Origin of the sequence: Delftia sp. K82 (genome assembly GCF_002193035.1) — a bacterium.
Classification (GTDB): Bacteria; Pseudomonadota; Gammaproteobacteria; order Burkholderiales; family Burkholderiaceae_C; genus Comamonas; species Comamonas acidovorans.
The window spans coordinates 879518-901103 of record NZ_MYFL01000003.1 but is presented as its reverse complement, the minus strand read 5'-3'; the positions used below and the strand labels follow the sequence as shown (position 1 = coordinate 901103).

Genomic DNA, 21586 nt, shown 5'->3' with positions numbered 1-21586 from the left:
TGCATTCTCCATTTTTAAGCAGTTTTTGCTGCGGGGTCACCATAGGTTTTTGCATACATTTTGGCGATGTGTTCTCCAACGGTACGCTCTTCTTGTGAAAATTCCTGTGCGCCCTCGAAATGCGCCAATGGCTTGATCCTGTAGTGATAGCTCGGATCGAAGAACGTTGGAACCGAATAACGGTGCCGTTCGGGATTGAGGTTGAGGACGCGGTGCATGTTGGAGCGATAGATCCCGCGGGTGAGCACCGGCACCATGTCGCCCAAGTTGATGATGAAGGTGTTGGGGATATGGGGCGCACGAATCCATTCGCCGTCCGCATTGCGCACCTCTAGGCCACCGACATCATCCTGCAGGAGCATGGTGATCATGCCCCAGTCGGTATGGGCTCCTGCACCGATCTGGTTGCCATCGCCAACGCGGGGCTGCGGCGGATAGTGGAGAAGGCGAGTCGTAATCATCGGATTGTCGAGACCATCCGAAAAATAGCCCTCTGGCAATTCAAGCGACAGGGCCAACATGCCCAGCAGATGCTTGCCCAAGCCGGTCATCGCCTGAATATACGCCTCCACTTGCACGCGTATCTCTGGATTGCTCTTGGGCCATTGATTGAGGCTGTTGAATTCCCCATTTGTGGTGTAGGCCTGCAGTCCATCTATACCGGCCATGAACCCTTCTTTGAAGTCTGGCCTCGAACCGTCATCCAATGCTTGAATTGCCATTGGCTCGTAACCGCGCATTGACGGCGAGTGCGCCACATTCAACTTGATCTTATCTTCCTGAGGCAGCGAAAAGAATTGCCGGGCACATTCAAGTTGCGCCTGAATCATGCCTTCAGGGATGCCGTGATTCTTGATATAAAAGAAACCAGTTTCTCGACAGGCCTTGTGAATTTCCCACGCCACCGCCTTCTTGTCGGCGAAGTCTTCGGAGAAGCTACCCGTCAAGTCGATCACAGGAATAAATTTTGCCGCTGAGGCGGGGGTGTAAATAATCATTGATGCAAGCATCCATATTTAGTTGATCTTCAAATGCAAGGCACGAAGGCTTCGCTTGGAAGATTGCTAATCTATGGCGTTGCGACTCATCACGTAAGGCGTCTAAAGGAAACGATACGTTCCTGTTCTGAAACGACCCGAGCGGCTTGTCTCCTTAGGTAGACGCGTGCCCCAAGCAAGCATGGGGGTGGTGCCCCCCCTGCGATGCCGCGCTACGGTGTGGGCTTACGCATGTCATGGACTGATCCGCGCGCGCACAACCATTTCAAAAATGGAACGCAGCGTTTCTGCTGATGACTTCCTCAGCGCCAAGTCACCGAATATCCTCAAAATTTTAATTTACACGACACCAAGCTACTTTGAGGTGCTGTCCTAATCTGTTGGGGCATCAAAGGCAGCGCATACGGTGGCCAGAAGATTAAGAAGCACCTACAGACTTGAGGAATAAATGAAGAGTATCCATATCGAGAAGAAAATGAACGCTCCAACACTGCTGCTGCTTGGCGCGCAGCATGTCATGGTGATGTACGCTGGCGCTATCGCCATCCCGCTTGTTCTTGGCGCGGCCCTCGGACTTCCAAAAGATCAAATTGCGTTTCTTATTAGTGCCGACCTGTTCGCCTGCGGGATTGCCACTTTGATTCAATGCATAGGCTTCAAAGGCGTTGGCATCAGGCTTCCTGTAATGATGGGGGTAACTTTTACGGCCATTGGCCCCATGATTGCAATCGGCAGCGATCCGCAAGCGGGGTTGCCTGGCGTTTTTGGAGCGACAATCGCGGCAGGCATTTTTGGCGTACTGGTTGCCCCATTGGTTGGGAAGATGCTGAGGTTCTTCCCTCCTGTCGTAACAGGAACAGAAATCTTGGCAGTTGGGCTTTCTCTAATGGGAGTTGCGGCTGCTTGGTCAGCAGGTGGATATGGCAACCCGGACTTCGGTAGCCCGTTATATCTTTCGATCGCAGGCTTGGTTCTCATATCTGTTTTGGCCTTGGTGAGGTTTACCACTGGCTTTCTCAACAACATTGCAATTCTGCTGGGGTTGATCGGCGGATTCGTTGTCTCTAGCGCAGTAGGTCTTGTGTCGTTGAATGAGCTAAGCGATGCACCCTTGTTTGGCTTGATTCTTCCTTTTCATTTTGGGCTGCCGAAATTTAGCTTCTGGGCCATTGCGGCGATGTGCATTGTCATGCTGGTGACGTTCATAGAGTCAACTGGAATGTTCCTTGCCTTGGGCGAGATCGTGGATAAGCCAGTCAGCGAAAAGGATCTCGTTCGAGGATTTCGCGCCGATGGGGCGGGCACGGTAATTGGCGGAATATTCAATACTTTCCCGTATACCTCATATGCACAAAATGTAGGCCTAGTGAGTGTGACCGGGGTAAAGAGTCGTTGGGTATGTGTAATGGCAGGAGTTATCCTGATGGTTCTTGGGCTTTCTCCCAAGATGGCTGTTCTAGTCGCTTCGATTCCTCCTTTTGTATTGGGTGGAGTGGGGATCGTAATGTTTGGCATGGTCGCCGCAACTGGAATTAAAGTTCTGGCGCGAGTCAATCTGAAGAATGTTTATAACTTATATGTCATTGCCATTAGCATAGGCTTGGGCATGATTCCTGTCGTGATGCCGAAGTTCTTCTCCAAGCTTCCTCATGAACTGGCCCCCATCTTAGAGAGTCCAATTCTGCTAACCGCAATCAGTGCTATTCTGCTAAACCTTTTTTTCAATGGATTGGGTGATGATAATTCCGCGCGAATCGAATTGATGGAGGTTGCAAAAGATTCTGAGCCATGATTGATGCGCTTGGATAATGGAATCTACCTCGTGATTGATTTCTTCCAAACAAAGCACAGGGACAACAGGCGCCTGCTGAGTTTTTCCTAGTTCTGAGGGGTATTCTTCGGTGGAATTGAGACACTTGCGTTGTTTCCAGGCAGTAGCGGAAGAACTTCACTTCGCCCGCGCAGCTGAGAAGTTGCACATTGAGCAATCGCCGCTGTCCCGCACAATTAAGGAACTAGAGGAAGACCTAGGCGAACAGTTGTTCGTCCGCACCAGTCGCAGCACGCGATTGACGCGGGCGGGTAAGCTATTTCTGGAGCATGTGCCGCGCGTGTTCAGCGCCTTGCAGCAGGCCCGAGACAGCGTGAAGGCAGCAGCTAATGGTTTCCACGGCCAACTACGCATAGCGCTGTCTGATGGCATCACGCCCTCGCGCTTGCCGGCCTTACTCGCGCTTTGCCGACAGGAGGAACCGGAGGTTGATATTCGACTATTCCAAGTACCGCTGGCGCAGCAGATCAAGGGGCTGCAAGATGACCTGTACGACGTGGGCTTTGCGCAGTCGGATGAAGTGGGTGAAGGCATTGCTGTCGAAGCGGTGTGGAGTGATCCGCTGATGGTGGCCGTACCGGCGCGGCATCATCTGCTTAAGCACAAGCGCATCCCATTGGACGAGGTGCTGCAATTCCCGCTGGTGCTATCTGACCCACAGGTGTGCGAGGGACATGCGAAGCAGGTTGAACGTGTGCTGCGCCGTTCCGAACGCGAACCGTTGATTGCCGAGCGTGTTGCCTCGTTCGAGTTGATGATGGTGGTGGTATCGGCTGGCTTCGCATTGGGACTGGCTGGAGGGCCGCACATCGCAGCAAGCCGGGAGCCTGGCGTGGTGGCCCGGCCTTTGGCTGGACGCTCTTCCATGCTGACGACCTACCTGCTGCGGTGCGAAGGCGAGGTTTCCGAAGTGCTGTCGAGATTTATCGAGCGGGTACAAGCAATCGACTTACCGGAAGGCACAAGGGCCCCGCCACCACCTGAACCCGACCCACAGGAGGAAATCGAGCTATGAAGCGAGTGACACCTTTGCTGCTGGTCGCGCTGCTCACGGCCTGCGGCCCGTCGGAAACACCCAAGCAGGCCAACGTGCCGACCGTGGAAGAACTGGCCGCCGATCCAGTGCGCTTGAAGGAACTGCGCCAGCAATGCAAGACCGACCGTGCAACGCTTGGCGACGTGTTGTGCAACCGAGTGGCCGAAGCTACGCGCAAGCGGTTCTACGGCGATGGAAAGACACCCTACACACCATCGGAGACGCCGCCGAAGTTCTGATTGCCCGATCGCCGAAAAATAATCTGCATTTTTTGCTAACACGCCGCAGCGCGCCCGCGCCTGCGGCGTTTTTATTGGTTTCTCCCCAACCTGAAACGATGCTTTTTTCATCAAATATCTTCCGATAACAGTCTTTGACCGGCACTGACCCGGCACTGATCCTCGCGCTATGCGGCACGTCCTTGTGCTGCTTTCGGACGAGGAAAAGCGCAGGAATATCGGAGGCCAGTCATGCAAGCTCAGGGCGTGTTGTTTGGGCAGATCGCCGCCGTTTTCGGCATCGTGATCGCCGGCGTATGGAGTGCAACGCAATGGACAGCCGCCGCCCTCGGCTATCAACTACGCCTTGGCTTGCCGTGGTTTGATTTCTTCGGAACGCCGGTCTATCACCCTTGGCGGCTGTTCGAGTGGTGGTTCTTCTTCGATGCCTATGCGCCGCATGTCTTCGACATAGGCGGGGCCATCGCGGGCGGCAGCGGCCTAGCGGCCGTGGTGGTTGCCATCGCCATGTCGGTGTGGCGCTCGCGGCAATCACGCCTGGTCACGACCTACGGTTCGGCGCGCTGGGCCGAAGCGGATGACATTCGCAAGGCCGGGCTGACGCAGCCAGCCGGCGTCTTCCTCGGCAAGTACCGCAACGAGTACCTGCGCCACGAAGGCCCGGAACACGTCCTGACCTTCGCGCCCACGCGCTCGGGCAAAGGCGTCGGCCTGGTGGTGCCCACCTTGTTGAGCTGGCCCGCGTCCGCCGTCATCCACGACATCAAGGGCGAGAACTGGCAGATCACCGCGGGCTGGCGCTCGCGCTTCTCGCACTGCCTGCTGCTCAACCCGACCGATCCGAAATCAGCGGCCTACAACCCGCTGCTCGAAGTCCGGCGCGGCGCGCATGAAGTGCGCGACGTGCAGAACATCGCGGACATTCTCGTTGACCCCGAAGGCGCGCTGGAGAAGCGCAACCATTGGGAGAAGACCAGCCATGCGCTGCTGGTCGGAGCCATCCTGCATGTGCTCTATGCGGGCGAGGACAAGACGCTGCGCGGCGTCGCCAACTTCCTGTCTGACCCGGCCAGCCCGTTCGAGCTGACCTTGCACCGGATGATGACGACGAAGCACCTGGGCGATGCGCCTCACCCGGTTGTCGCGTCCGCTGCCCGAGAAGTGCTCAACAAGTCGGACAACGAACGCTCGGGCGTGTTGAGCACCGCCATGTCGTTCCTCGGCCTGTACCGCGACCCCACGGTGGCCGAAGTCACTTCGCGCTGCGACTGGCGCATCGCCGACCTGATCGCATCCGAGCATCCGGTGTCGCTGTATCTGGTGGTGCCGCCCTCGGACATTTCCCGCACCAAACCGCTTATCCGCCTGATCCTCAACCAGATCGGGCGGCGGCTCACCGAATCGCTCGACGGCAGCGACGGCATCGCACGTCGCCACAAACTGCTGTTGATGCTCGACGAGTTCCCGGCGCTGGGCAGGCTCGACTTCTTCGAGACGGCCTTGGCGTTCATGGCCGGCTACGGCATCCGCAGCTTCCTCATCGCGCAGTCGCTCAACCAGATCGACAAGGCGTATGGGCAGAACCATTCCATCCTCGACAACTGCCATGTGCGCGTGACGTTCGCCACCAACGACGAACGCACGGCCAAACGAATCTCCGAAACGCTTGGCACCGCCACCGAACTGCGCGCACAGCGCAACTATGCCGGCCACCGGCTTGCGCCGTGGCTCGGGCATTTGATGGTGTCGCGGCAGGAGACGGCCCGCCCGCTGCTGACGCCCGGCGAAGTGATGCAGCTTCCGACTGACGAAGCCGTAGTGATGGTGTCCAGCGTGGCACCGATCAAGGCGAAGAAGCTGCGCTACTACGCGGACAGCAATTTCAAGCGCCGCGTGCTGCCGCCGCCCGCGCTCGCGGCCGGGCAGTACGCCGATGCGCCGCCAGCCCGGCCCGACGACTGGAGCGGCCTGGCGATTCCCGCTGTACCAGCGGCCCCGGCTGCGGGCCTGTCCAGTGACGCCGCAGGCACCGCCGACGACGGCGGCCCACGCCGCCAGCCGGAGCTATCCGAAGTCGCCGAATACAGCCCCGAACCGCAGCCCGCAGGCAACGACCTGGCGCTGCTCGATGACGACGACGACTTGCCGCTGCCTGGTTTGGCGTCTCTCCCCGGCCAGCTCGACCCGGCCATGCAGCGCACGGCCCGGCTGGCTTCCCTCGACCCCAACGACGGAATCGACTTATGAGCCAATACCGCCTCAATCTGTTCATCCAGCCCGAGCACGCCAAGCGCCTCGAAGAACTGGCCGCCAAGAAAGGCGTGTCCAAGTCATCCATCGTCGCGGCGGCGCTCGCATCGTGGCTGTCGCCCGATGCCGGCGACCAGCGCGAGGCGGCCATCGCCAAGCGGCTGGATCGCCTGTCGCGCCAGGCCGAGCGCATGGAGCGCGACCAGAACATCCAGATCGAAACGCTGGCGCTGTTCATCCGCTACTTCCTGACCGTCAGCACGCCGGTTCCCGAAGCCCATCAGGACGCAGCCCGCGCGCAGGGCAAAGCGCGTTTCGAGCAATTCGTGGAACAGCTTGGCCGTCACCTGCTGCGCGGCCGCAGCCTGGTGCGCGACGTGGTGGAGGAACTACACCCCGACCCGGCGCGGATGGATGACACGGCGGCGCTGGCCGAAGCCCACGAACGAACTGCGGAGCGTGCCTTATGAGCGCCGTTCCGCAGACCCCGCCCGAACCGCGTTCATCCGCTGCGGCCTCGCTGGATCGCCGCATCCAGATGCTGCGCACGGCTATGGGGCCGGTCATCGCCGCCGCGCTGGCCGACCCGGACGTGGTGGAAATCATGCTCAACCCCGACCGCACCCTATGGGTGGATCGGTTGTCGTCGGGCCGCACGCCGCTGGGTGTGGAACTGTCCGAAGACGATGGCGAACGCATCATCCGGTTGGTCGCGGCGCACGTCGGCGCGGAGGTACATCGCGGGCGACCGCTGCTGACCGCCGAGCTACCCGAAACCGGCGAGCGGTTCGAGGGCATCTTGCCGCCGGCTGCGCCTGGCCCGGCCTTCGCGCTGCGCAAGCGTGCCGTGAGCATCATCGGCCTGGATCGCTATGTGGCCGACGGCATCCTGACTACCGGGCAGGCCGAGTTCCTGCGCCGCGCCGTGCGCGAGCGCCAGAACATCCTGATCGCCGGGGCAACGAGCAGCGGCAAGACCACGCTCGCCAATGCCTTGCTTGCGGAAATCGCCGCCACCGGCGACCGCGTGCTGGTGCTCGAAGACACGATAGAGCTGAAATGCGCCGCCCGCGACCATGTGCCGCTGCGCACCCGCGCGGGCGTCGTGTCCATGACCGAGCTGGTGCGCGCCACGATGCGCCTGCGGCCCGACCGCGTGATTGTCGGCGAGGTGCGCGGCGGCGAAGCCCTGGACTTGGTGAAGGTGTGGGGCACCGGCCATCCCGGCGGCATCGCCACCATCCACGCCGGTTCCGCGCTGGGCGCATTGCTGCGCCTCGAACAGTTGATTCTCGAAGTCGCGGTGAACCCGCCGCGTGCGCTGATCGCCGAGGCGGTCAATGTCGTCATCCACATCGCCGGACGCGGCCGCAAGCGCCGCGTCGAAAGCATCGCCCGCGTCGTCGGCTTCGACGGTGTGGGCTACCGCCTGGCGGACGCGCTGGAAACGCCGTTTCCCGAGCTGACGCCGGTTCCTCTCGCAGCCGATGCCGCTGCGCCTTCCCCGTCCCTTGACCAACCTGGAGAACTGCCATGACGCACGCCCATGCTTTCCGTCTTTCCGTAAATCCGCTTTCCCACCTGTCCAGCCTCGCGCGGCTGCGCAGCCTGGCCCGCCCGGCGGGGCAAGGGCTGCTGCTGGCCGCGCTGCTGCTGTTCCTGGCCGGTACGGCGCAGGCCGCCGGTTCTTCGATGCCGTGGGAAGGCCCGCTGCAATCCATTCTGGAGTCGATCCAGGGGCCGGTCGCGCGCATCGTCGCCGTCATCATCATCATCGCCACGGGCCTGGCGCTGGCCTTCGGCGACACGTCGGGCGGCTTTCGCAAGCTGATCCAGATCGTCTTTGGCCTGTCCATCGCGTTCGCCGCATCCTCGTTCTTCCTGTCGTTCTTCAGCTTCTCCGGCGGGGCGGTCGTATGAGTCGGCCGGACAGCTTCGCGGCCGGCTTCGAGGTGCCGCTGCATCGCTCGCTGACCGAACCGCTCTTGATGGGCGGCGCACCGCGCACCGTGGCGATTGCCAACGGCACGCTGGCCGCCGCCGTCGGGCTGGGCCTGCAACTCTGGATTCCCGGTGTCGTGCTCTGGATCGTCGGTCACTCGCTGGCCGTGTGGGGCGCGCGCGTCGATCCGCAGTTCATGCAGGTCTTCGCCCGGCACATCAAGCACCGCCCGCTGTTGGACGTGTAGGGGGACGCCGCCATGCTGAACCTTGCCGAATACCGCCAGCGGCCCGCCTTGCTGGCCGACTGGCTTCCCTGGGCCGGGCTGATCGCGCCGGGTGTCGTCTTGAACAAGGATGGTAGTTTCCAGAGAACAGCACGATTTCGTGGCCCCGACCTCGACAGCGCGACACAGGGCGAACTGATCGCCACCACGGCGCGGTTGAACAACGCGCTGCGCCGGCTGGGTTCGGGCTGGGCGCTGTTCGTGGAAGCAGAACGCCAACCGGCAGCGGACTATCCGCATTCCGACTTCCCCGAACCACTGTCCTGGCTGGTGGACGAGGAACGCCGCGCCGCCTTCGAGGAATCCGGCAACCACTTCGAGAGCGCCTATCACCTGACGCTGGCCTACCTGCCGCCGGAGGAATCCCGTGCCCGGGCGGCCAAGCTGCTCTACGAGCATGCGCCGGGCGATGGCGTGGACTGGCGCGGTCGGCTCGATGCCTTCGTGGCGGAAACCGATCGCGTGTTCGACCTACTCGATGGCGTGATGCCGGAAATCGCCTGGCTCGATGACGCGCAGACGCTGACCTACCTGCACGCCACGGTGTCCACGCGGCGCTACCGCGTAGGCGTGCCCGAAGTGCCTTTCCACCTCGACGCGCTGCTGGTCGATTCCGCCCTGGTCGGTGGTCTGGCGCCCATGCTGGGCGACCAGCACCTGCGCGTGGTGTCGGTGCGGGGCTTCCCGACCTCGACCTGGCCGGGACTGCTGGACGACCTCAACCGCCTGGGCTTTGCCTATCGCTGGAGCACCCGGTTCCTCTGCCTCGACAAAGCCGAGGCGGAAAAGGAACTGGGCCGCCTGCGGCGCCAATGGTTTGCCAAGCGCAAGAACGTCATCGCGCTGCTGCGCGAAACGATCTTTCAGCAGGAAAGCCCGCTGGTCGATACGGATGCCAGCAACAAGGCGGCCGATGCGGATGCCGCCATGCAGGAGCTGGGCAGCGATCAAGTCGCCTTCGGCTACCTGACGGCCACCGTCACCGTGATGGACACGGATGCCGCCGCGGCCGACGAAAAGCTGCGCATGGTGGAGCGCGTCATCCAGGGCCGGGGCTTCGTGACCATTCCCGAAACGCTCAATGCCGTGGATGCGTGGCTGTCGTCGGTGCCGGGCAATGCGTATGCCAACGTGCGCCAGCCCATCGTCTCGACGTTGAACCTGGCGCACATGATGCCGGTATCGGCGGTGTGGGCCGGCCCGGAAAAGAACGCCCACCTCGACGGCCCGCCGCTGATCGTCACCCGCACCGATGGCGCGACGCCGTTCCGGCTGGTGACGCACATCGGCGACGTGGGGCATACGCTGGTCGCGGGGCCGACCGGCATGGGCAAGTCCGTCCTGCTGGCGATGCTGGCCTTGCAGTTCCGCCGCTATCGCGGCTCGCGCATCTTCGCGTTCGACATGGGGCGCTCGATGCGCGCCACCATCCTCGGCCTGAGTGGCGAGCACTACGACCTCGGGGCCGATGGCGGCATCGCTTTCCAGCCGCTCGCCCGCATCGACGGCGAGGGCTACCGCACCTGGGCGGCCGAATGGATCGAAGGCCGCTTGATGCATGAAGGCGTGACCGTCGGCCCCGACGAGAAAGCCGCCATCTGGTCGGCGCTCGGCAGTCTTGCCGGTGCGCCCGTGGAGCAGCGCACGATGACCGGGCTATCGGTGCTGCTGCAATCGAACGCGCTGCGGCAGGCGTTGTCGCCGTATGTGCTGGGCGGCGCGCACGGCAAGCTGCTGGACGCCGACCGCGACCGGCTCGGCAGCGGCGACGTGCAGGGCTTCGAGATGGAAGAACTGATGCACAGCCCCGCCGCCGTGCAAGCGGTTCTGCGCTATTTGTTCGCCCGCTTCGATGCGCGTTTCGACGGTGCGCCCACGCTGCTGATTCTCGATGAAGCCTGGCTGTTCCTTGATGAACCGTCCTTCGCGGCACGCATCCGGCAATGGTTGAAAACGCTGCGCAAGAAAAACGTGTCGGTGATCTTCGCTACGCAGTCGCTCGCGGACATCAAGGATTCAACCATCGCGCCCGCGATCATCGAAAGCTGCGCGAGTCGGATTTTCTTGCCCAACCCGCAGGCGACCGAGCCGCAGATTCGCACGATCTACGAGGGCTTCGGCCTCAACAGCCGGCAAATCGAAATCGTCGCCACCGCGCAGCCCAAGCGTGATTACTACTACCAATCGCGCTTGGGAAATCGCCTGTTCGACCTCGACCTGGGGCCGGCCGCGCTCGCCTTCGCGGGCGCATCCACACCGCAAGACCAACGCGACATAGAGCGCGTGCTGACGCAGGCCGGCGCTCCCGGCTTCGCCGGTGCGTGGCTGCGCCATCGCGGCCTCGATTGGGCCGCCGACCTGCTGCCGTCCTCACCGGCGGCGGCTTCTTTTCTTTCCCAACCACAGGAGAACCCATCATGAAGAAGCGCCTTGTCGCCGCTGCCGTCGCGGCCATGCTTTGCACCGCCACCACTGTCCATGCTCAATGGGTCGTGGTCGATCCCACGAACCTCGTGCAGAACACGCTGACCGCGATCCGCACGATGGAGCAAATCAACAACCAGATTCAGCAACTCCAGAACGAAGCGCAGATGCTCATCAACCAGGCGCGCAACCTGGCGAATCTCGACTTCAACATCGTCAACCGGCTGCGCTCGACGCTCGCCACCACCGAACGCCTGATTGCCGAGGCGCAGGGGCTGGCTTATGACGTGCAGAACCTCGACCGCGATTTTGCGCGCCTGTACCCCGATCAGTACGCCGCCACGATCAGCGGCGATCAGATGTTCCGCGATGCCCGCCAGCGGTGGAAGAACACCCTCGACGGGCTGCACACCGCAATGCGGATGCAGGCGCAGGTGTCGCAGAACCTGGCGCAAGACGAAAGCGCGCTGGCCGACCTCGTGAGCCAGAGCCAATCGGCCACGGGTGCCTTGCAGGCCATGCAGGCGACGAACCAGCTTCTCGCCTTGCAGGCCAAGCAGTCCATCCAGGCGCAGCAGCTCCAGATCACGCAAGACCGTGCGGCCTCGCTGGAACTGGCGCGGCAGGCGGCGGCCACCGAGCGCGCCCGCGAAGTGCGACGGCGCTTCCTGGGCACCGGCACGCCGTACACGCCACAGTCCGTCAACTTCTACAACAACTGACGGGAGGCGGCCATGCTATGCGTTCCCGTTCTGTCGGTTTCGCTGCTGGCCGTGCTGCTGACCGCTTGCGGCCAGTCGTCCGACCAACAAAGGGCCGAAGACCTGGCCGCCACCTTGGCCGCTGATCCCGTGCGGCTCAAGGCGCTGCGCGCCCAATGCGCAACCGACCGGCAAGCCGCAGGCGAAGACGACTGCCGCGCCGCCGCCGAAGCCTTCCGGCGGCGCTTCTTCGCCGGCCAGACCGGGCCGGACGAATACGGCTCGCTGGCCGACCTGCCACCGATCCCGGCGAGTTTCGACACGCCCACCGATGAGGCCGGCGATGCACCGCTCTCGGCTACGGAGGACACGCCATGAACGACGTGACCATCATCGACAAATTCCTCGATACGTTCTCGCGCTACATCGACTCCGGTTTCGGGCTGCTGCAAGGCGAAGTGGCATTCCTGACGGCCACGTTGATCGTCATCGACATGACCATCGCGGGCCTGTATTGGGCCATGAGCCATGCGACTGGCCAGGGCGAGGACGTGATCGCCAAGCTCCTGCGCAAGGTGCTTTACGTGGGCGCCTTCGCCTACATCATCAACAACTTCAACTGGCTGGCCGGCATCGTCTTCCGGTCGTTCGCCGGCCTGGGCCTGACGGCCACCGGCTCGACGTTGAGCATGGATAACTTCCTGAAACCGGGCCGGCTGGCGAAGACCGGCATCGACGCAGGCGCGCCGATCTTGGAGCAGATCGGCGACATGGCCGGCTTCCCCGAGGTGTTCACCAACCTTGATCCCATCGTGGTGCTGTTCCTCGCCTGGCTGGTGGTGATCCTCTGCTTCTTCGTGCTGGCGGTACAGCTTTTCATCACGCTGATCGAGTTCAAGCTGACCACGCTGGCCGGCTTCGTCCTGATCCCATTCGCACTCTGGAACAAGACGAGCTTCCTTGCGGAAAAGGTGCTCGGCAACGTGGTGTCGTCTGGCATCAAGGTCTTGGTGCTGGCCGTCATCGTCGGCATCGGCTCGGGCCTGTTCGCGGAGTTCCAGGTTCACCCTGACGAGCCTTCCATCGACCACGCGCTGGTCGTGATGCTGGCCTCGCTCGCCTTGCTGGCGCTGGGCATCTTCGGCCCTGGCATCGCCACGGGCCTCGTGTCCGGTGCGCCGCAGCTTGGCGCGGGCGCGATGGCGGGCGCAGCAGTCGGCGCTGCCGGTACGGCCGTTGCCATCGGTGCCGCCGCCACCGGCGTCGGCGGTGCCGTCATGGCCGGGGCACGCATGGCCCCGGCCGCCGCCAAGCTGGCCGGCGCAGGTGCGCGTTCCGCCACGTCGGCGGCCGGTAACGCCCGGTCGGCGTTCCAGGCCGGTTCCGCCGCTGCGGGCGGCGGAGCCAAGGGTGCGGCGGCTGGCCTTGGCAATGCCGCCAAGACGGGCGCGCAGGCGGCGGGCCGCCGTGCCGCGTCCGGCGCTTCCGCTGCCGGGAAGAAGGTGGCCGATTCATTCCGCGCCGGATGGAACGGCACAGGCGCTGGCGCTGCCGGCGCAGGCCAGGCCACCGCCGGCGAAGCGGCAGAAGGTGCCGCCAGCGCGCCCAAGCAGGAGCAACCCGCCTGGGCCAAGCGGATGCACCGCCGCCAGCAGATCACCCATGCCGCCACCACCGCCGCCCACACGCTGCGCGGTGGCGACGGCGGCGGCTCGGGGCAAGGCCCGAGCCTGCGCGATTCCGATACCTGACCACCAAGGAGAACCCCATGCGATTCAAGCGACCGCAGGTGCGCTATGCCGATACGCCGCAACCTGCCACCCCGTATCAATCCGCTGCCCAGGTGTGGGACGACCGTATCGGCTCGGCCCGCGTGCAGGCGAAGAATTGGCGGCTCATGGCGTTCGGCTGCCTGGTGCTTGCGCTGCTGATGGCCGGTGGCCTGGTGTGGCGCTCGGCGCAGTCCATCGTGACGCCTTACGTCATCGAGGTTGATCAGGCCGGACAGGTACGCGCCGTGGGCGAAGCCGCCACGCCGTACCGGCCCGCCGATGCGCATATCGCGCACCACCTGGCGCGCTTCGTCGGCCTGGTGCGATCGCTGTCTGTCGATCCCATCGTTGTGCGGCAGAACTGGCTGGATGCCTACGACTACACCACCGACAAGGGCGCGGCCGTGCTCAACGACTACGCCCGCACAAATGACCCATTCGTGCGCATCGGCAAGGAGTCGGTGACGGTGCAGATCACCAGTGTCGTCCGCGCCAGCGACACGTCTTTCAACGTGCGCTGGACGGAACGCCGCTACGTCAATGGCGCGGCCGCCGGGCTGGAGCGGTGGACGGCCGTGGTGTCCATCGTCCTGCAAACCCCGCGCACCGAAGAACGCCTGCGCCGCAACCCCCTGGGCATCTACGTCAATGGCCTGGCGTGGAGCCGCGAACTGGATTCTTCCGAAGGAGCCAAGCCATGAATGCACTTTTCCGTAAATCCGTTTTGCCGTTGATCCTGCTGGCCCTGGCGGGCTGCGCCTCGCAGGGCAAGCCGCCGCCGACCATTTCGCTCGATGAGCCGGTGCAGGCGCAACCGCTGCCAGAGCCGCCCAAGCCGGTCGAAGTCGTGGCCGTGCCCGAGCCACTGGCGCTGCCGGCACAGTTGAAGCCGCTGCCCGAGGTGGACACGGCCCCGGCCGCGCCGGAGCCGGCCGACGAGAAGGTGCGTGTCTCGCGTGCGAATGCCGAGGCGCGCATCGCGCCGACCCGCGAGGGTTACGTCAACGCGATTCAGGTATGGCCCTTCACCGACGGCGCGCTCTATCAGGTCTATGCCGCGCAGGGGCGCGTGACCGTGGTCTCCTTGCAGCCCGGCGAGGAACTGGTGACGGTCGCCGCTGGCGATACCGTGCGCTGGATCGTCGGCGACACGTCCAGCGGCAGCGGCGACGCGCTGCGCGTCAATGTGCTGGTCAAGCCCATTCGCTCGGGCCTGAAAACCAATCTGGTCATCACCACCAGCCGCCGGACGTACTTGCTGGAGCTGACTTCGACGGAAAAGGCGTGGATGGCCTCGGTGTCCTGGGACTATCCGAAAGATCGGATGCTGGCTTTACAGCGCCAGGCGCAGGCGGCCAGCGCCGCCGCGCCGGTCGATACCGGCTTGTCGCTGGAGAAGATCCGCTTCCGCTACGCGGTCAGCGGCAGCAATCCGCCGTGGAAGCCGCTGCGTGCCTTCGATGACGGCGAGAAGGTCTATATCCAGTTTCCGCCGGGCATCGCGCAAGGCGAACTGCCGCCTCTGTTCGTCATCGGCGCGCAGGGCGACGGGCAACTGGTGAACTACCGTTTTCGTCCGCCTTACTACATCGTGGATCGGCTGTTCGGCGCGGCCGAACTGCACCTGGGCGGTGATGGCGGCGACGTGGTGCGTATCGAACGCACCGATGGCGTGGCGCGGAGGAACTGACCATGAGCCAGGACGACACTCCCGACCTCGCCACGCCGCAGGCGGGCAAGGTAGCGCCCGAGGCGGTGGCGCTGCGCGCGCAACCGCGCCCGGTCACGCGCCTGAACCGGCGCACGCTGGCCATCCTCGCCGGCGGCCTATCGGTCGCCGTGCTCGGCGCACTGATGTGGTCGCTGCAACCGCAGCGGCGCAGCACTGGCGAGCAGACCGAGCTTTACAACGTCGATCGCGTCTCGAAGTCTGAAGGGCTGGACGCGCTGCCGGCCGACTACTCGAAGCTGCCGCCGAAGGTGCCGGAGCTGGGGCCGCCGCTGCCGGGCGATCTTGGCCCGGCCATCGTGAAGTCGCAGCAGCCGGTGACGGCCGCCTACGCGGCCCCCGGCCACGACCCGAACGACGCGCTGCGCAAGGAAGCCGAAGCGGCTGCGGCATCGTCGGTGTTCTTCCGCTCGGGTTCGCAGAAGGCCGCGCCGGTAGCGCAGACGCAGGTGGCTGCCTCGCAGGGCTTCGCCGCCAATGCGGCGTTCGACCCACTGGCGGCTGGCCCGGCCTCGACGGCGGCCCAGCCTGCCGACCCGACCGCCGTACAGAACCGGCAAGACCAGAAAGAGGCGTTCCAGAAAGCCGGAACCACGGAAACCCGTAATTCCGGCAATCTGACCCTGCCGGCTTCGCCGTATCAGGTCATGGCCGGAACGGTGGTCGCCGGGGCGCTGGTGACGGGCATCAAGTCGGACTTGCCGGGCGACGTGATCGCCACGGTGACGGAGCCGGTCTATGACACGGCCACCGGCAAGTTCCTGCTGATCCCGCAGGGTTCGCGCATCCTGGGCAAATACAACAGCCAGGTCAGCTACGGGCAGAGCCGCGTGCAGGTGGTGTGGAACCGGATCATCCTGCCCGACACGTCTTCGCTCACGCTCGACAACCTGGCCGGCACCGACCCGGCCGGTTATGCCGGCCTGGAAGACGATGTGGATTGGCATTGGGATCGCATCTTTGCCGGCGCGGCGCTGACGACGCTGCTGGGCGTCGGTGCCGAGCTGGCGGCGCCGGAGAACCGACAGGACGGTGATCGCGTCATCATCGCCGGCCGCGATAGCGCCCAGGACAGCATCAATCAGGTCGGCCAGGAGATGACCCGGCGCAACCTCAACATCCAGCCCACCTTGACGGAGCGCCCCGGCTTGCCGGTACGCATCATCGTCAATCGGGATCTGGTGTTGCGGCCGTACCAGCCGCTTTTCTTCAACAGGGGGGCTTCACGATGACGATGCGCAAGCTGCGGCTGGGGCCGCTGCCGAAAACGGAATCCACGAAGCTGACTTTTGCCTGCCCGGCCAGCCTGAAAGCCGACCTCGACCGCTACGCCGCGCTGCACGCGCAGACGTATGGCGAAGCGGTCGATGCGGCGACATTGATCCCGCACATGCTGGAAGCGTTCATGGCGCGAGATCGGGGATTCAGGAAGGCGCGCGCGGGCAAGCCGCTGCCAGCACGGACGGCGACACCAGCCATGCCAAATACTGGCCCCTGAAACGAAAACCCGCCATCGTGGGCGGGTTCCGCTTGTTTTTCTGGGATTGTCAGACGTACACCGCTTCACCCATCATGTCATTTAATCGGTGCGTGAGGCGGTACGTTCATCGAGTTGCCAGCATCCTGAGTAACAAGGATGACCATTTGATGGCGTCATAGACCAGGGCGGCAATGACGGGTTTGGTTCCATGCACGTCGCCCATGTCGGCCCGCAGCTTTTGCATCACGAAGGCCGCCTGGTTCAAGGAACCGTCGATGTTGGCAGACAGTGGCTTGTAGTCGGGCTCAGCCCAGCCGATGTCGGTCAACTCACCGATCAGGCGGTCTTTCACCTGCAAGGCATCGAGAGACTTCCTGATGCGCTCCTGAAATGACGCCTTGCCTGCATCGCCCAGACCGTGGCGGCTGTAAATGTCGCTGGTCACGGCATCGAGAGCACCGCAGGCCGCAGACAACGCGCCGCTGAGGTCGCCATCACGCAGCCTAGTGGCCGCTTTCTGGATGTCTGCCGCTGCGGCGTCGGGGAGGCTGGCCAACTCGGCAACATCGAAAATCTCGATAGGTATGAGTGCCGTACCGGAGAACTTCCAGCCCACCCTGGACAGCACACGTTCCAGTTCCTCAATGACGTCGGGCTTACGGCGCATCATTTCTTCGCAGCAGATGGAGACAAAGGCGCTGCGGCGCTTGTCGTCCATTGCGCCGACCTGCCTGTCGATCTCGCTCAAGAGCTGCGATTTCGAGGCGCCGTTCTGCGGTTTCTGTTCGAGGTGTGCAAGCCTGGACATATCTAGGTCGCCGTAGCCGACGATCTGCTTAATGTCACCGAAAGTGAACTTTTCAGTCAGTGTCGAGCGGACTGGCCCCCACGGAATGGACTGTGCTGACATTGGTTTTCTCCGTATCGTCGAGCTTCTTGCTCATGTGATGCGCTCCCGGCACTCAGAGCACGGCTTCCAGGCCCTTGCGTTCGATGATGTCCAGCAGCTTCTGCGACGGGCCGCTGGGGCGCTTGTCGCCCACTTCCCACTTGCGGACGGTGGACGCGCTGGTGTTGAGCACCGAGGCCAGCACGGCCTGGCTCAGTTGCAGGCGCTCGCGCAGCGCCTTGATCCTGGCGGCATCGTAGTCCTGCACCGGCTCCAGGCACAGCAGGTCGTACTTCTGCATCTTGCGCTTGTCGATGAACCCCAGGCGGTGCAGGTCGCGGGCGCCTTCATGCACCGCTTCCAGAATTCGGCTCTTGGGTTGGGTTTTTTCAGTCATCGGTGATCTCCAGCAAAGTGCCGTCGGCAGCGGCTGCATCCAGTTGCGCGGCCGTGCGCTCCAACAAATCGGCGGCGTAGTCCTGCAAGGCTTGCAGCTCGGCGTCGCTGATGTTGTCCCGCTCGTTTTTCTCAAACCCGAATACGAAGAACCAGCGGTTGCCCTTGTTGGTGGCGACCAGCGTTCTCACTCCGCCGCGCTTGCCGCGCCCGGCCAATCCGATGCGTTTCTTCACCACGCCACCGCCGAGGTCAGCGTCGATCAGCCCGGCGGCCATCTCAAGGACAGCCTTGCGCAGATCAGAATCGCTCAATGCCGTCTTGCGCATCCACCGCTGGAAGTGACGGGTTTTGAAGATGTGCATCGCTGTTCTCACTATACCACCAAGTGGCATGAATTGTCCATGAAGGGATGGACGCTGCCAGAGCGTTGGGCAGCCTCGCTTGCCGTGGCAGGTGCAGCCCGCCCAAGCCCGCCCAGTAGAACGAAGCCGGTCAGTTCAAGCGGCACCGCGGGCGTCCATCCGCAAATGATGGAAGGATGCCGCAGGCTGGCGCGGCCGGAAACTCGCTGGGGCGTGTTCCGGCGTAGTGGCCGACTGTTTGCGCCCAGGCGAATTGTCGTATCGGTGATACGACAATCCGGCGCCGGGTGCGGTCGGGAATTGTCGCGACACTGTCGCGACAATTCCCCGCAGGGCTTGGGCTGGCATTACGCGGCTTCCAGCTTTTCCAGCAGTTCGGGCGAACGCTTGAGCAGCTTGAACAGTTCGGCCAGCGCCTGCGGAAGTTCCGGCGCTTCCTCGGCCTTCGCTGGCGCGGCCTGCTGGCCGCTGGCGATCAGCTTGCGCAGCTTCGCCACCACGTCGCTGGCCTCGCGTTCTTCCTGATCCTGGGTGTGGACGTAGCGCATGAACATGCCCACGGTCTTGTGCGCCGTCAGCGCCATGCCCACCTTGATCGGCACGCCGGAATTGGCAATGTCAGTCGCCGAGCGGTGGCGGATGCCGTGGGTGCCGACATGCGCCAGACCGGCGCGCTTGGCGATCGTGACCCACGCATGGTAGTAAACGCCCTTGGACATGGGCCGCTTGTGGTCGCGTGCGGCCGTGATGACGTAGGGCGAATCCTCGTAGCGCGTGGCATGGGTCAGCAGCCGCTGCGCTTCCTCGCTCATGGGCTTGGACATGGGGCCGGTCTTGCTGTCCGGCCAGTTAATGCGGCGGTTCTCGAAGTCGATCCAGTCCCATTGGAGAGCGAGGACTTCCGACATGCGTGCCGCGAACTCGAATTGCAGGCGGATCGCCAGCAGGGTTTCGGGGCGGACGGTGCGCTCGATTTCCGCTTGGTCGAGGTAGCCGAACAGCTTGCCCATTTCCTCGTCGGTGATGAGCCGCGATTCGCCCTTCTCGGGCAGCCCCTTGATGTGGCGGCACGGATTGGAGCCTTCGGGCCGGTAGCCCCACACTTCGGCCAGGTTGAACATCACCCGCAGCAGCGAGTAGGTGCGATTGCCGCAGGTCGGGATGTGCTCCATCTTCTTCATCATCGCGGCAATGTCGGCGCGCTTGACCTCGGAGACTTTGAGCTTGCCGAGCTTCGGGATGATGTGGTTGTCGATGTAGGTCTGGTAGGTCTTCTGCGACGACTTCTTGTTGTGGCGCTTGGAGTGCTCGTCCATGAATCGCTTGCACAACTCCTTCATCGTCGGCACCTTGCGCGCCTCGGTCTTGGCCGCTCCAGGGTCACGGCCCTGGCGGACTTCCGCCAGCCAGTTCTGCGCCTTGGCGCGGGCCTGCTCGACGGTCAGTTCGCCGAACAGGCCGAGCGAGGGCTTGCGGCGGTCGCCGGCATTGGTACGGTACTGGAGCATGAACACCTTGCGCCCGGCAGGCGTGACCTTGCAGAGAAAGCCGGGCACGAGGGTGTCGCGCAGTTCAACGTCGTGGGCTTCGGGTTCCGCCGAATCGACCACGGATTTGGTGAGCTTGATCTTGGCCATAAATATTCCTAGGGATGACCGATTCCAGGGGCCAAGTAGGAGCCTGGCGAACGGGAATCAGGTCGGGTTGCAGAAAGCACCGGGATATGGTGAATCCGCGTCATCCCTAGGAAAACTCGCTGCGGCGAGGGCTGGCGTAGTCCCGCGTATCTCGGTGCGGAACATATGGTCAAACTGTTCGACCGCCGCTATTTCGAGACCCTGGGCACGAACAACGGCGGCAACTATTTCGGCGTGCCGCGCAGGCTGCTGCTGACGGCCAAATACCAGTTCTGAACCGCCCATGAAAATGCCCCGCCGGTGGCGGGGCATGAAAGAAAGTGTGAAGCGCGCCGATAAGCCGGATTCTGTGCACGCGGTTGCCCGCATGTGACCGCCATTAATCTGGGCCGGGCGTCGCCGCCCGGCTCGGTGCTACCTACCCGCACACTCCGGGGGCCCCGTCAACGTGTGCCTACTTGGTATTGCTGCGCGTAGAGATTGCCCGTTTCACCCGGGGACGCGTTCCGCGTCCCCGGGTGGCTATGGGGCCCAGGCTTTCGCCTGGGCGTCTGGCTTGCGCCAGCCGTCGCCAGCTTGCGCTGGCACCCCATAGAACACCAAGTTGGCGGCACATGTCCCCGACTCGTCTCTGTTGCTCTGATCCTCACCTCACGGTGGACAGCCGTTAGCTGCTACGCTGCCCTGTGCAGTCCGGACGTTCCTCCAGTGCCGTGTTTCCACGATTGCACCAGCGGCGGTCTGGCGTGCTTCACGGGCGGCATTATCTCGCGGCTTGGGCCGGGCTGCAGGCAGATGGCGCAACAGCCTCACGGCGGCATGCAGAACTCGCGGCGGAATTGTTCGGGTGAGGTGCCGGCCTCGCGCTGGAACATGGCGATGAAGGCCGAGGGCGTGCTGTAGCCCAGGTCATAGGCGATCTGCTGCACGCTCAGGCCGGCCTCCAGCGCGTCGATGGCCAGCAGGTAGCGCATGCGCTGGCGCCATTCGCCCAGGCCCATGCCCAGCTCGCGCTGGCAGTGGCGCGCCAGGGTGCGCTCGGTCATGTGCACGCTGGCGGCCCATTGGGCCAGGCTGCGGTGGTCCTCGGGCGCAGCGCGCATGCGGGTCAGCACTTCGACCAGGGCAGGGTGTTCGGCGGCCGGCAGATAGCCGGGCTCCACGGGAACGGCCCGCAACTGGTCGTAGAGCACACGGGCCAGGCGCAGGTCGGCATCCGTGGCGGGAATGTGCACGTCGCGCACGGCAAAGTCGGCCAGGATGGCCTTGACGATGGCGCCGATGCGCATGGAGCACGGTTGCGCCGGCAGCTCCCTGCACAGCGCAGGCGCCAGGTAGACCGAGCGGTAGACCACGGCGTGCGCCACATGGCAGCTGTGCACCACGCCGGGCGGCACCCAGACGCCGTACTGCGGCGGCGAGACCCAGTGCTGGCCTGCCGTGTCCATGCACATGCTGCCGTGGGGCGTGTAGTTCAGGTGGCCCCAGCTGTGGCTGTGCGGCGGCACCTCGGTGTCGGCGCCGAATTCGTCGTAGCGGAAGTAGTACTCGCCCGGCACATCCTCGACGTTCTGGATGTGCATGGGCTTGCTGGGACGGGGCATGGCGGAT

The 21586-nt window shown here is 63.6% G+C and carries 22 protein-coding genes and 1 other RNA gene; 16 read left to right on the top strand and 7 right to left on the bottom strand.

Going from position 1 to position 21586, the window contains the following annotated elements:
• Positions 1–14 precede the first annotated feature (14 nt).
• Entirely contained in the window at positions 15–998 is a 984-nt protein-coding gene (locus KDK82_RS20880) for an isopenicillin N synthase family oxygenase (RefSeq protein ID WP_088166094.1), read from the bottom strand.
• A gap of 448 nt (positions 999–1446) precedes the next feature.
• Here KDK82_RS20880 and KDK82_RS20875 point away from each other — a divergent pair, with 448 nt between their 5' ends.
• The 16 genes from KDK82_RS20875 (at position 1447) to KDK82_RS20800 (ending at position 16706) form a co-directional block, all read left to right on the top strand.
• Entirely contained in the window at positions 1447–2790 is a 1344-nt protein-coding gene (locus KDK82_RS20875; protein ID WP_034046916.1) for a nucleobase:cation symporter-2 family protein, read from the top strand.
• A 109-nt stretch (positions 2791–2899) separates the two neighbouring features.
• Positions 2900–3844: a LysR family transcriptional regulator gene (locus KDK82_RS20870; protein WP_034046914.1), complete on the top strand. Its 945-nt coding sequence runs from the start codon at positions 2900–2902 to the stop codon at positions 3842–3844.
• Positions 3841–4104 carry an EexN family lipoprotein gene (locus KDK82_RS20865; RefSeq protein ID WP_034046912.1) on the top strand — a complete coding sequence of 88 codons (264 nt, stop codon included), beginning with the start codon at positions 3841–3843 and terminating at the stop codon, positions 4102–4104. The genes KDK82_RS20870 and KDK82_RS20865 overlap by 4 nt, the downstream gene beginning before the upstream one ends.
• Before the next feature lie 231 nt (positions 4105–4335).
• Positions 4336–6351, top strand: coding sequence for a conjugal transfer protein TraG (locus tag KDK82_RS20860; RefSeq protein WP_034046911.1), 2016 nt, complete (start codon positions 4336–4338; stop codon positions 6349–6351).
• Positions 6348–6824 carry a ribbon-helix-helix protein, CopG family gene (locus tag KDK82_RS20855; protein WP_034046909.1) on the top strand — a complete coding sequence of 159 codons (477 nt, stop codon included), beginning with the start codon at positions 6348–6350 and terminating at the stop codon, positions 6822–6824. Before KDK82_RS20860 ends, KDK82_RS20855 begins: the two co-directional genes overlap by 4 nt.
• Positions 6821–7891, top strand: a complete 1071-nt coding sequence (gene trbB, locus KDK82_RS20850; RefSeq protein ID WP_088166093.1) for a P-type conjugative transfer ATPase TrbB — start codon at positions 6821–6823, stop codon at positions 7889–7891. The genes KDK82_RS20855 and trbB overlap by 4 nt, the downstream gene beginning before the upstream one ends.
• Positions 7888–8274, top strand: coding sequence for a TrbC/VirB2 family protein (locus KDK82_RS20845; RefSeq protein ID WP_022995779.1), 387 nt, complete (start codon positions 7888–7890; stop codon positions 8272–8274). Before trbB ends, KDK82_RS20845 begins: the two co-directional genes overlap by 4 nt.
• Positions 8271–8543, top strand: coding sequence for a VirB3 family type IV secretion system protein (locus KDK82_RS20840; RefSeq protein WP_088166092.1), 273 nt, complete (start codon positions 8271–8273; stop codon positions 8541–8543). Before KDK82_RS20845 ends, KDK82_RS20840 begins: the two co-directional genes overlap by 4 nt.
• Positions 8544–8555: 12 nt before the next feature.
• Positions 8556–11003: a conjugal transfer protein TrbE gene (gene trbE, locus KDK82_RS20835; protein ID WP_088166091.1), complete on the top strand. Its 2448-nt coding sequence runs from the start codon at positions 8556–8558 to the stop codon at positions 11001–11003.
• Positions 11000–11728, top strand: coding sequence for a P-type conjugative transfer protein TrbJ (gene trbJ / locus KDK82_RS20830; protein ID WP_034046887.1), 729 nt, complete (start codon positions 11000–11002; stop codon positions 11726–11728). The genes trbE and trbJ overlap by 4 nt, the downstream gene beginning before the upstream one ends.
• 12 nt (positions 11729–11740) lie before the next feature.
• On the top strand, positions 11741–12085 hold the full coding sequence (locus KDK82_RS20825) for a hypothetical protein (RefSeq protein ID WP_088166090.1): 345 nt from the start codon (positions 11741–11743) through the stop codon (positions 12083–12085).
• Positions 12082–13458, top strand: a complete 1377-nt coding sequence (gene trbL / locus KDK82_RS20820; protein ID WP_088166089.1) for a P-type conjugative transfer protein TrbL — start codon at positions 12082–12084, stop codon at positions 13456–13458. The genes KDK82_RS20825 and trbL overlap by 4 nt, the downstream gene beginning before the upstream one ends.
• A 17-nt stretch (positions 13459–13475) precedes the next feature.
• Complete coding sequence (gene trbF / locus KDK82_RS20815; RefSeq protein WP_088166088.1) at positions 13476–14180, top strand: conjugal transfer protein TrbF; 705 nt, start codon at positions 13476–13478, stop codon at positions 14178–14180.
• Positions 14177–15169, top strand: a complete 993-nt coding sequence (trbG, locus tag KDK82_RS20810) for a P-type conjugative transfer protein TrbG (protein WP_088166087.1) — start codon at positions 14177–14179, stop codon at positions 15167–15169. Before trbF ends, trbG begins: the two co-directional genes overlap by 4 nt.
• A gap of 2 nt (positions 15170–15171) precedes the next feature.
• Positions 15172–16440, top strand: a complete 1269-nt coding sequence (locus tag KDK82_RS20805) for a TrbI/VirB10 family protein (RefSeq protein ID WP_088166086.1) — start codon at positions 15172–15174, stop codon at positions 16438–16440.
• Positions 16437–16706 (top strand): DUF2274 domain-containing protein, encoded by a 270-nt coding sequence (locus KDK82_RS20800; protein WP_088166085.1) that lies wholly within the window; start codon positions 16437–16439, stop codon positions 16704–16706. Before KDK82_RS20805 ends, KDK82_RS20800 begins: the two co-directional genes overlap by 4 nt.
• A 106-nt stretch (positions 16707–16812) precedes the next feature.
• Here KDK82_RS20800 and KDK82_RS20795 read toward each other — a convergent pair whose 3' ends face one another.
• The 6 genes from KDK82_RS20795 to KDK82_RS20770 all read right to left on the bottom strand — a co-directional run bounded on the left by KDK82_RS20795 (position 16813) and on the right by KDK82_RS20770 (position 21579).
• A complete protein-coding gene (locus tag KDK82_RS20795; protein ID WP_043372541.1) occupies positions 16813–17598 on the bottom strand; it encodes a hypothetical protein in 786 nt (261 codons plus the stop codon).
• Positions 17599–17650: 52 nt separating this feature from the next.
• On the bottom strand, positions 17651–17974 hold the full coding sequence (locus tag KDK82_RS20790; protein ID WP_043372545.1) for a DNA-binding transcriptional regulator: 324 nt from the start codon (positions 17972–17974) through the stop codon (positions 17651–17653).
• On the bottom strand, positions 17967–18338 hold the full coding sequence (locus KDK82_RS20785; protein WP_043372548.1) for a type II toxin-antitoxin system RelE/ParE family toxin: 372 nt from the start codon (positions 18336–18338) through the stop codon (positions 17967–17969). The genes KDK82_RS20790 and KDK82_RS20785 overlap by 8 nt, the downstream gene beginning before the upstream one ends.
• 347 nt (positions 18339–18685) lie before the next feature.
• On the bottom strand, positions 18686–19975 hold the full coding sequence (locus KDK82_RS20780) for a site-specific integrase (RefSeq protein ID WP_088166084.1): 1290 nt from the start codon (positions 19973–19975) through the stop codon (positions 18686–18688).
• A gap of 320 nt (positions 19976–20295) precedes the next feature.
• Positions 20296–20728: RNase P RNA component class A (rnpB, locus tag KDK82_RS20775), an RNA gene on the bottom strand.
• 56 nt (positions 20729–20784) lie between these two features.
• Positions 20785–21579 (bottom strand): helix-turn-helix domain-containing protein, encoded by a 795-nt coding sequence (locus KDK82_RS20770; RefSeq protein ID WP_043780839.1) that lies wholly within the window; start codon positions 21577–21579, stop codon positions 20785–20787.
• Positions 21580–21586: the final 7 nt, after the last annotated feature.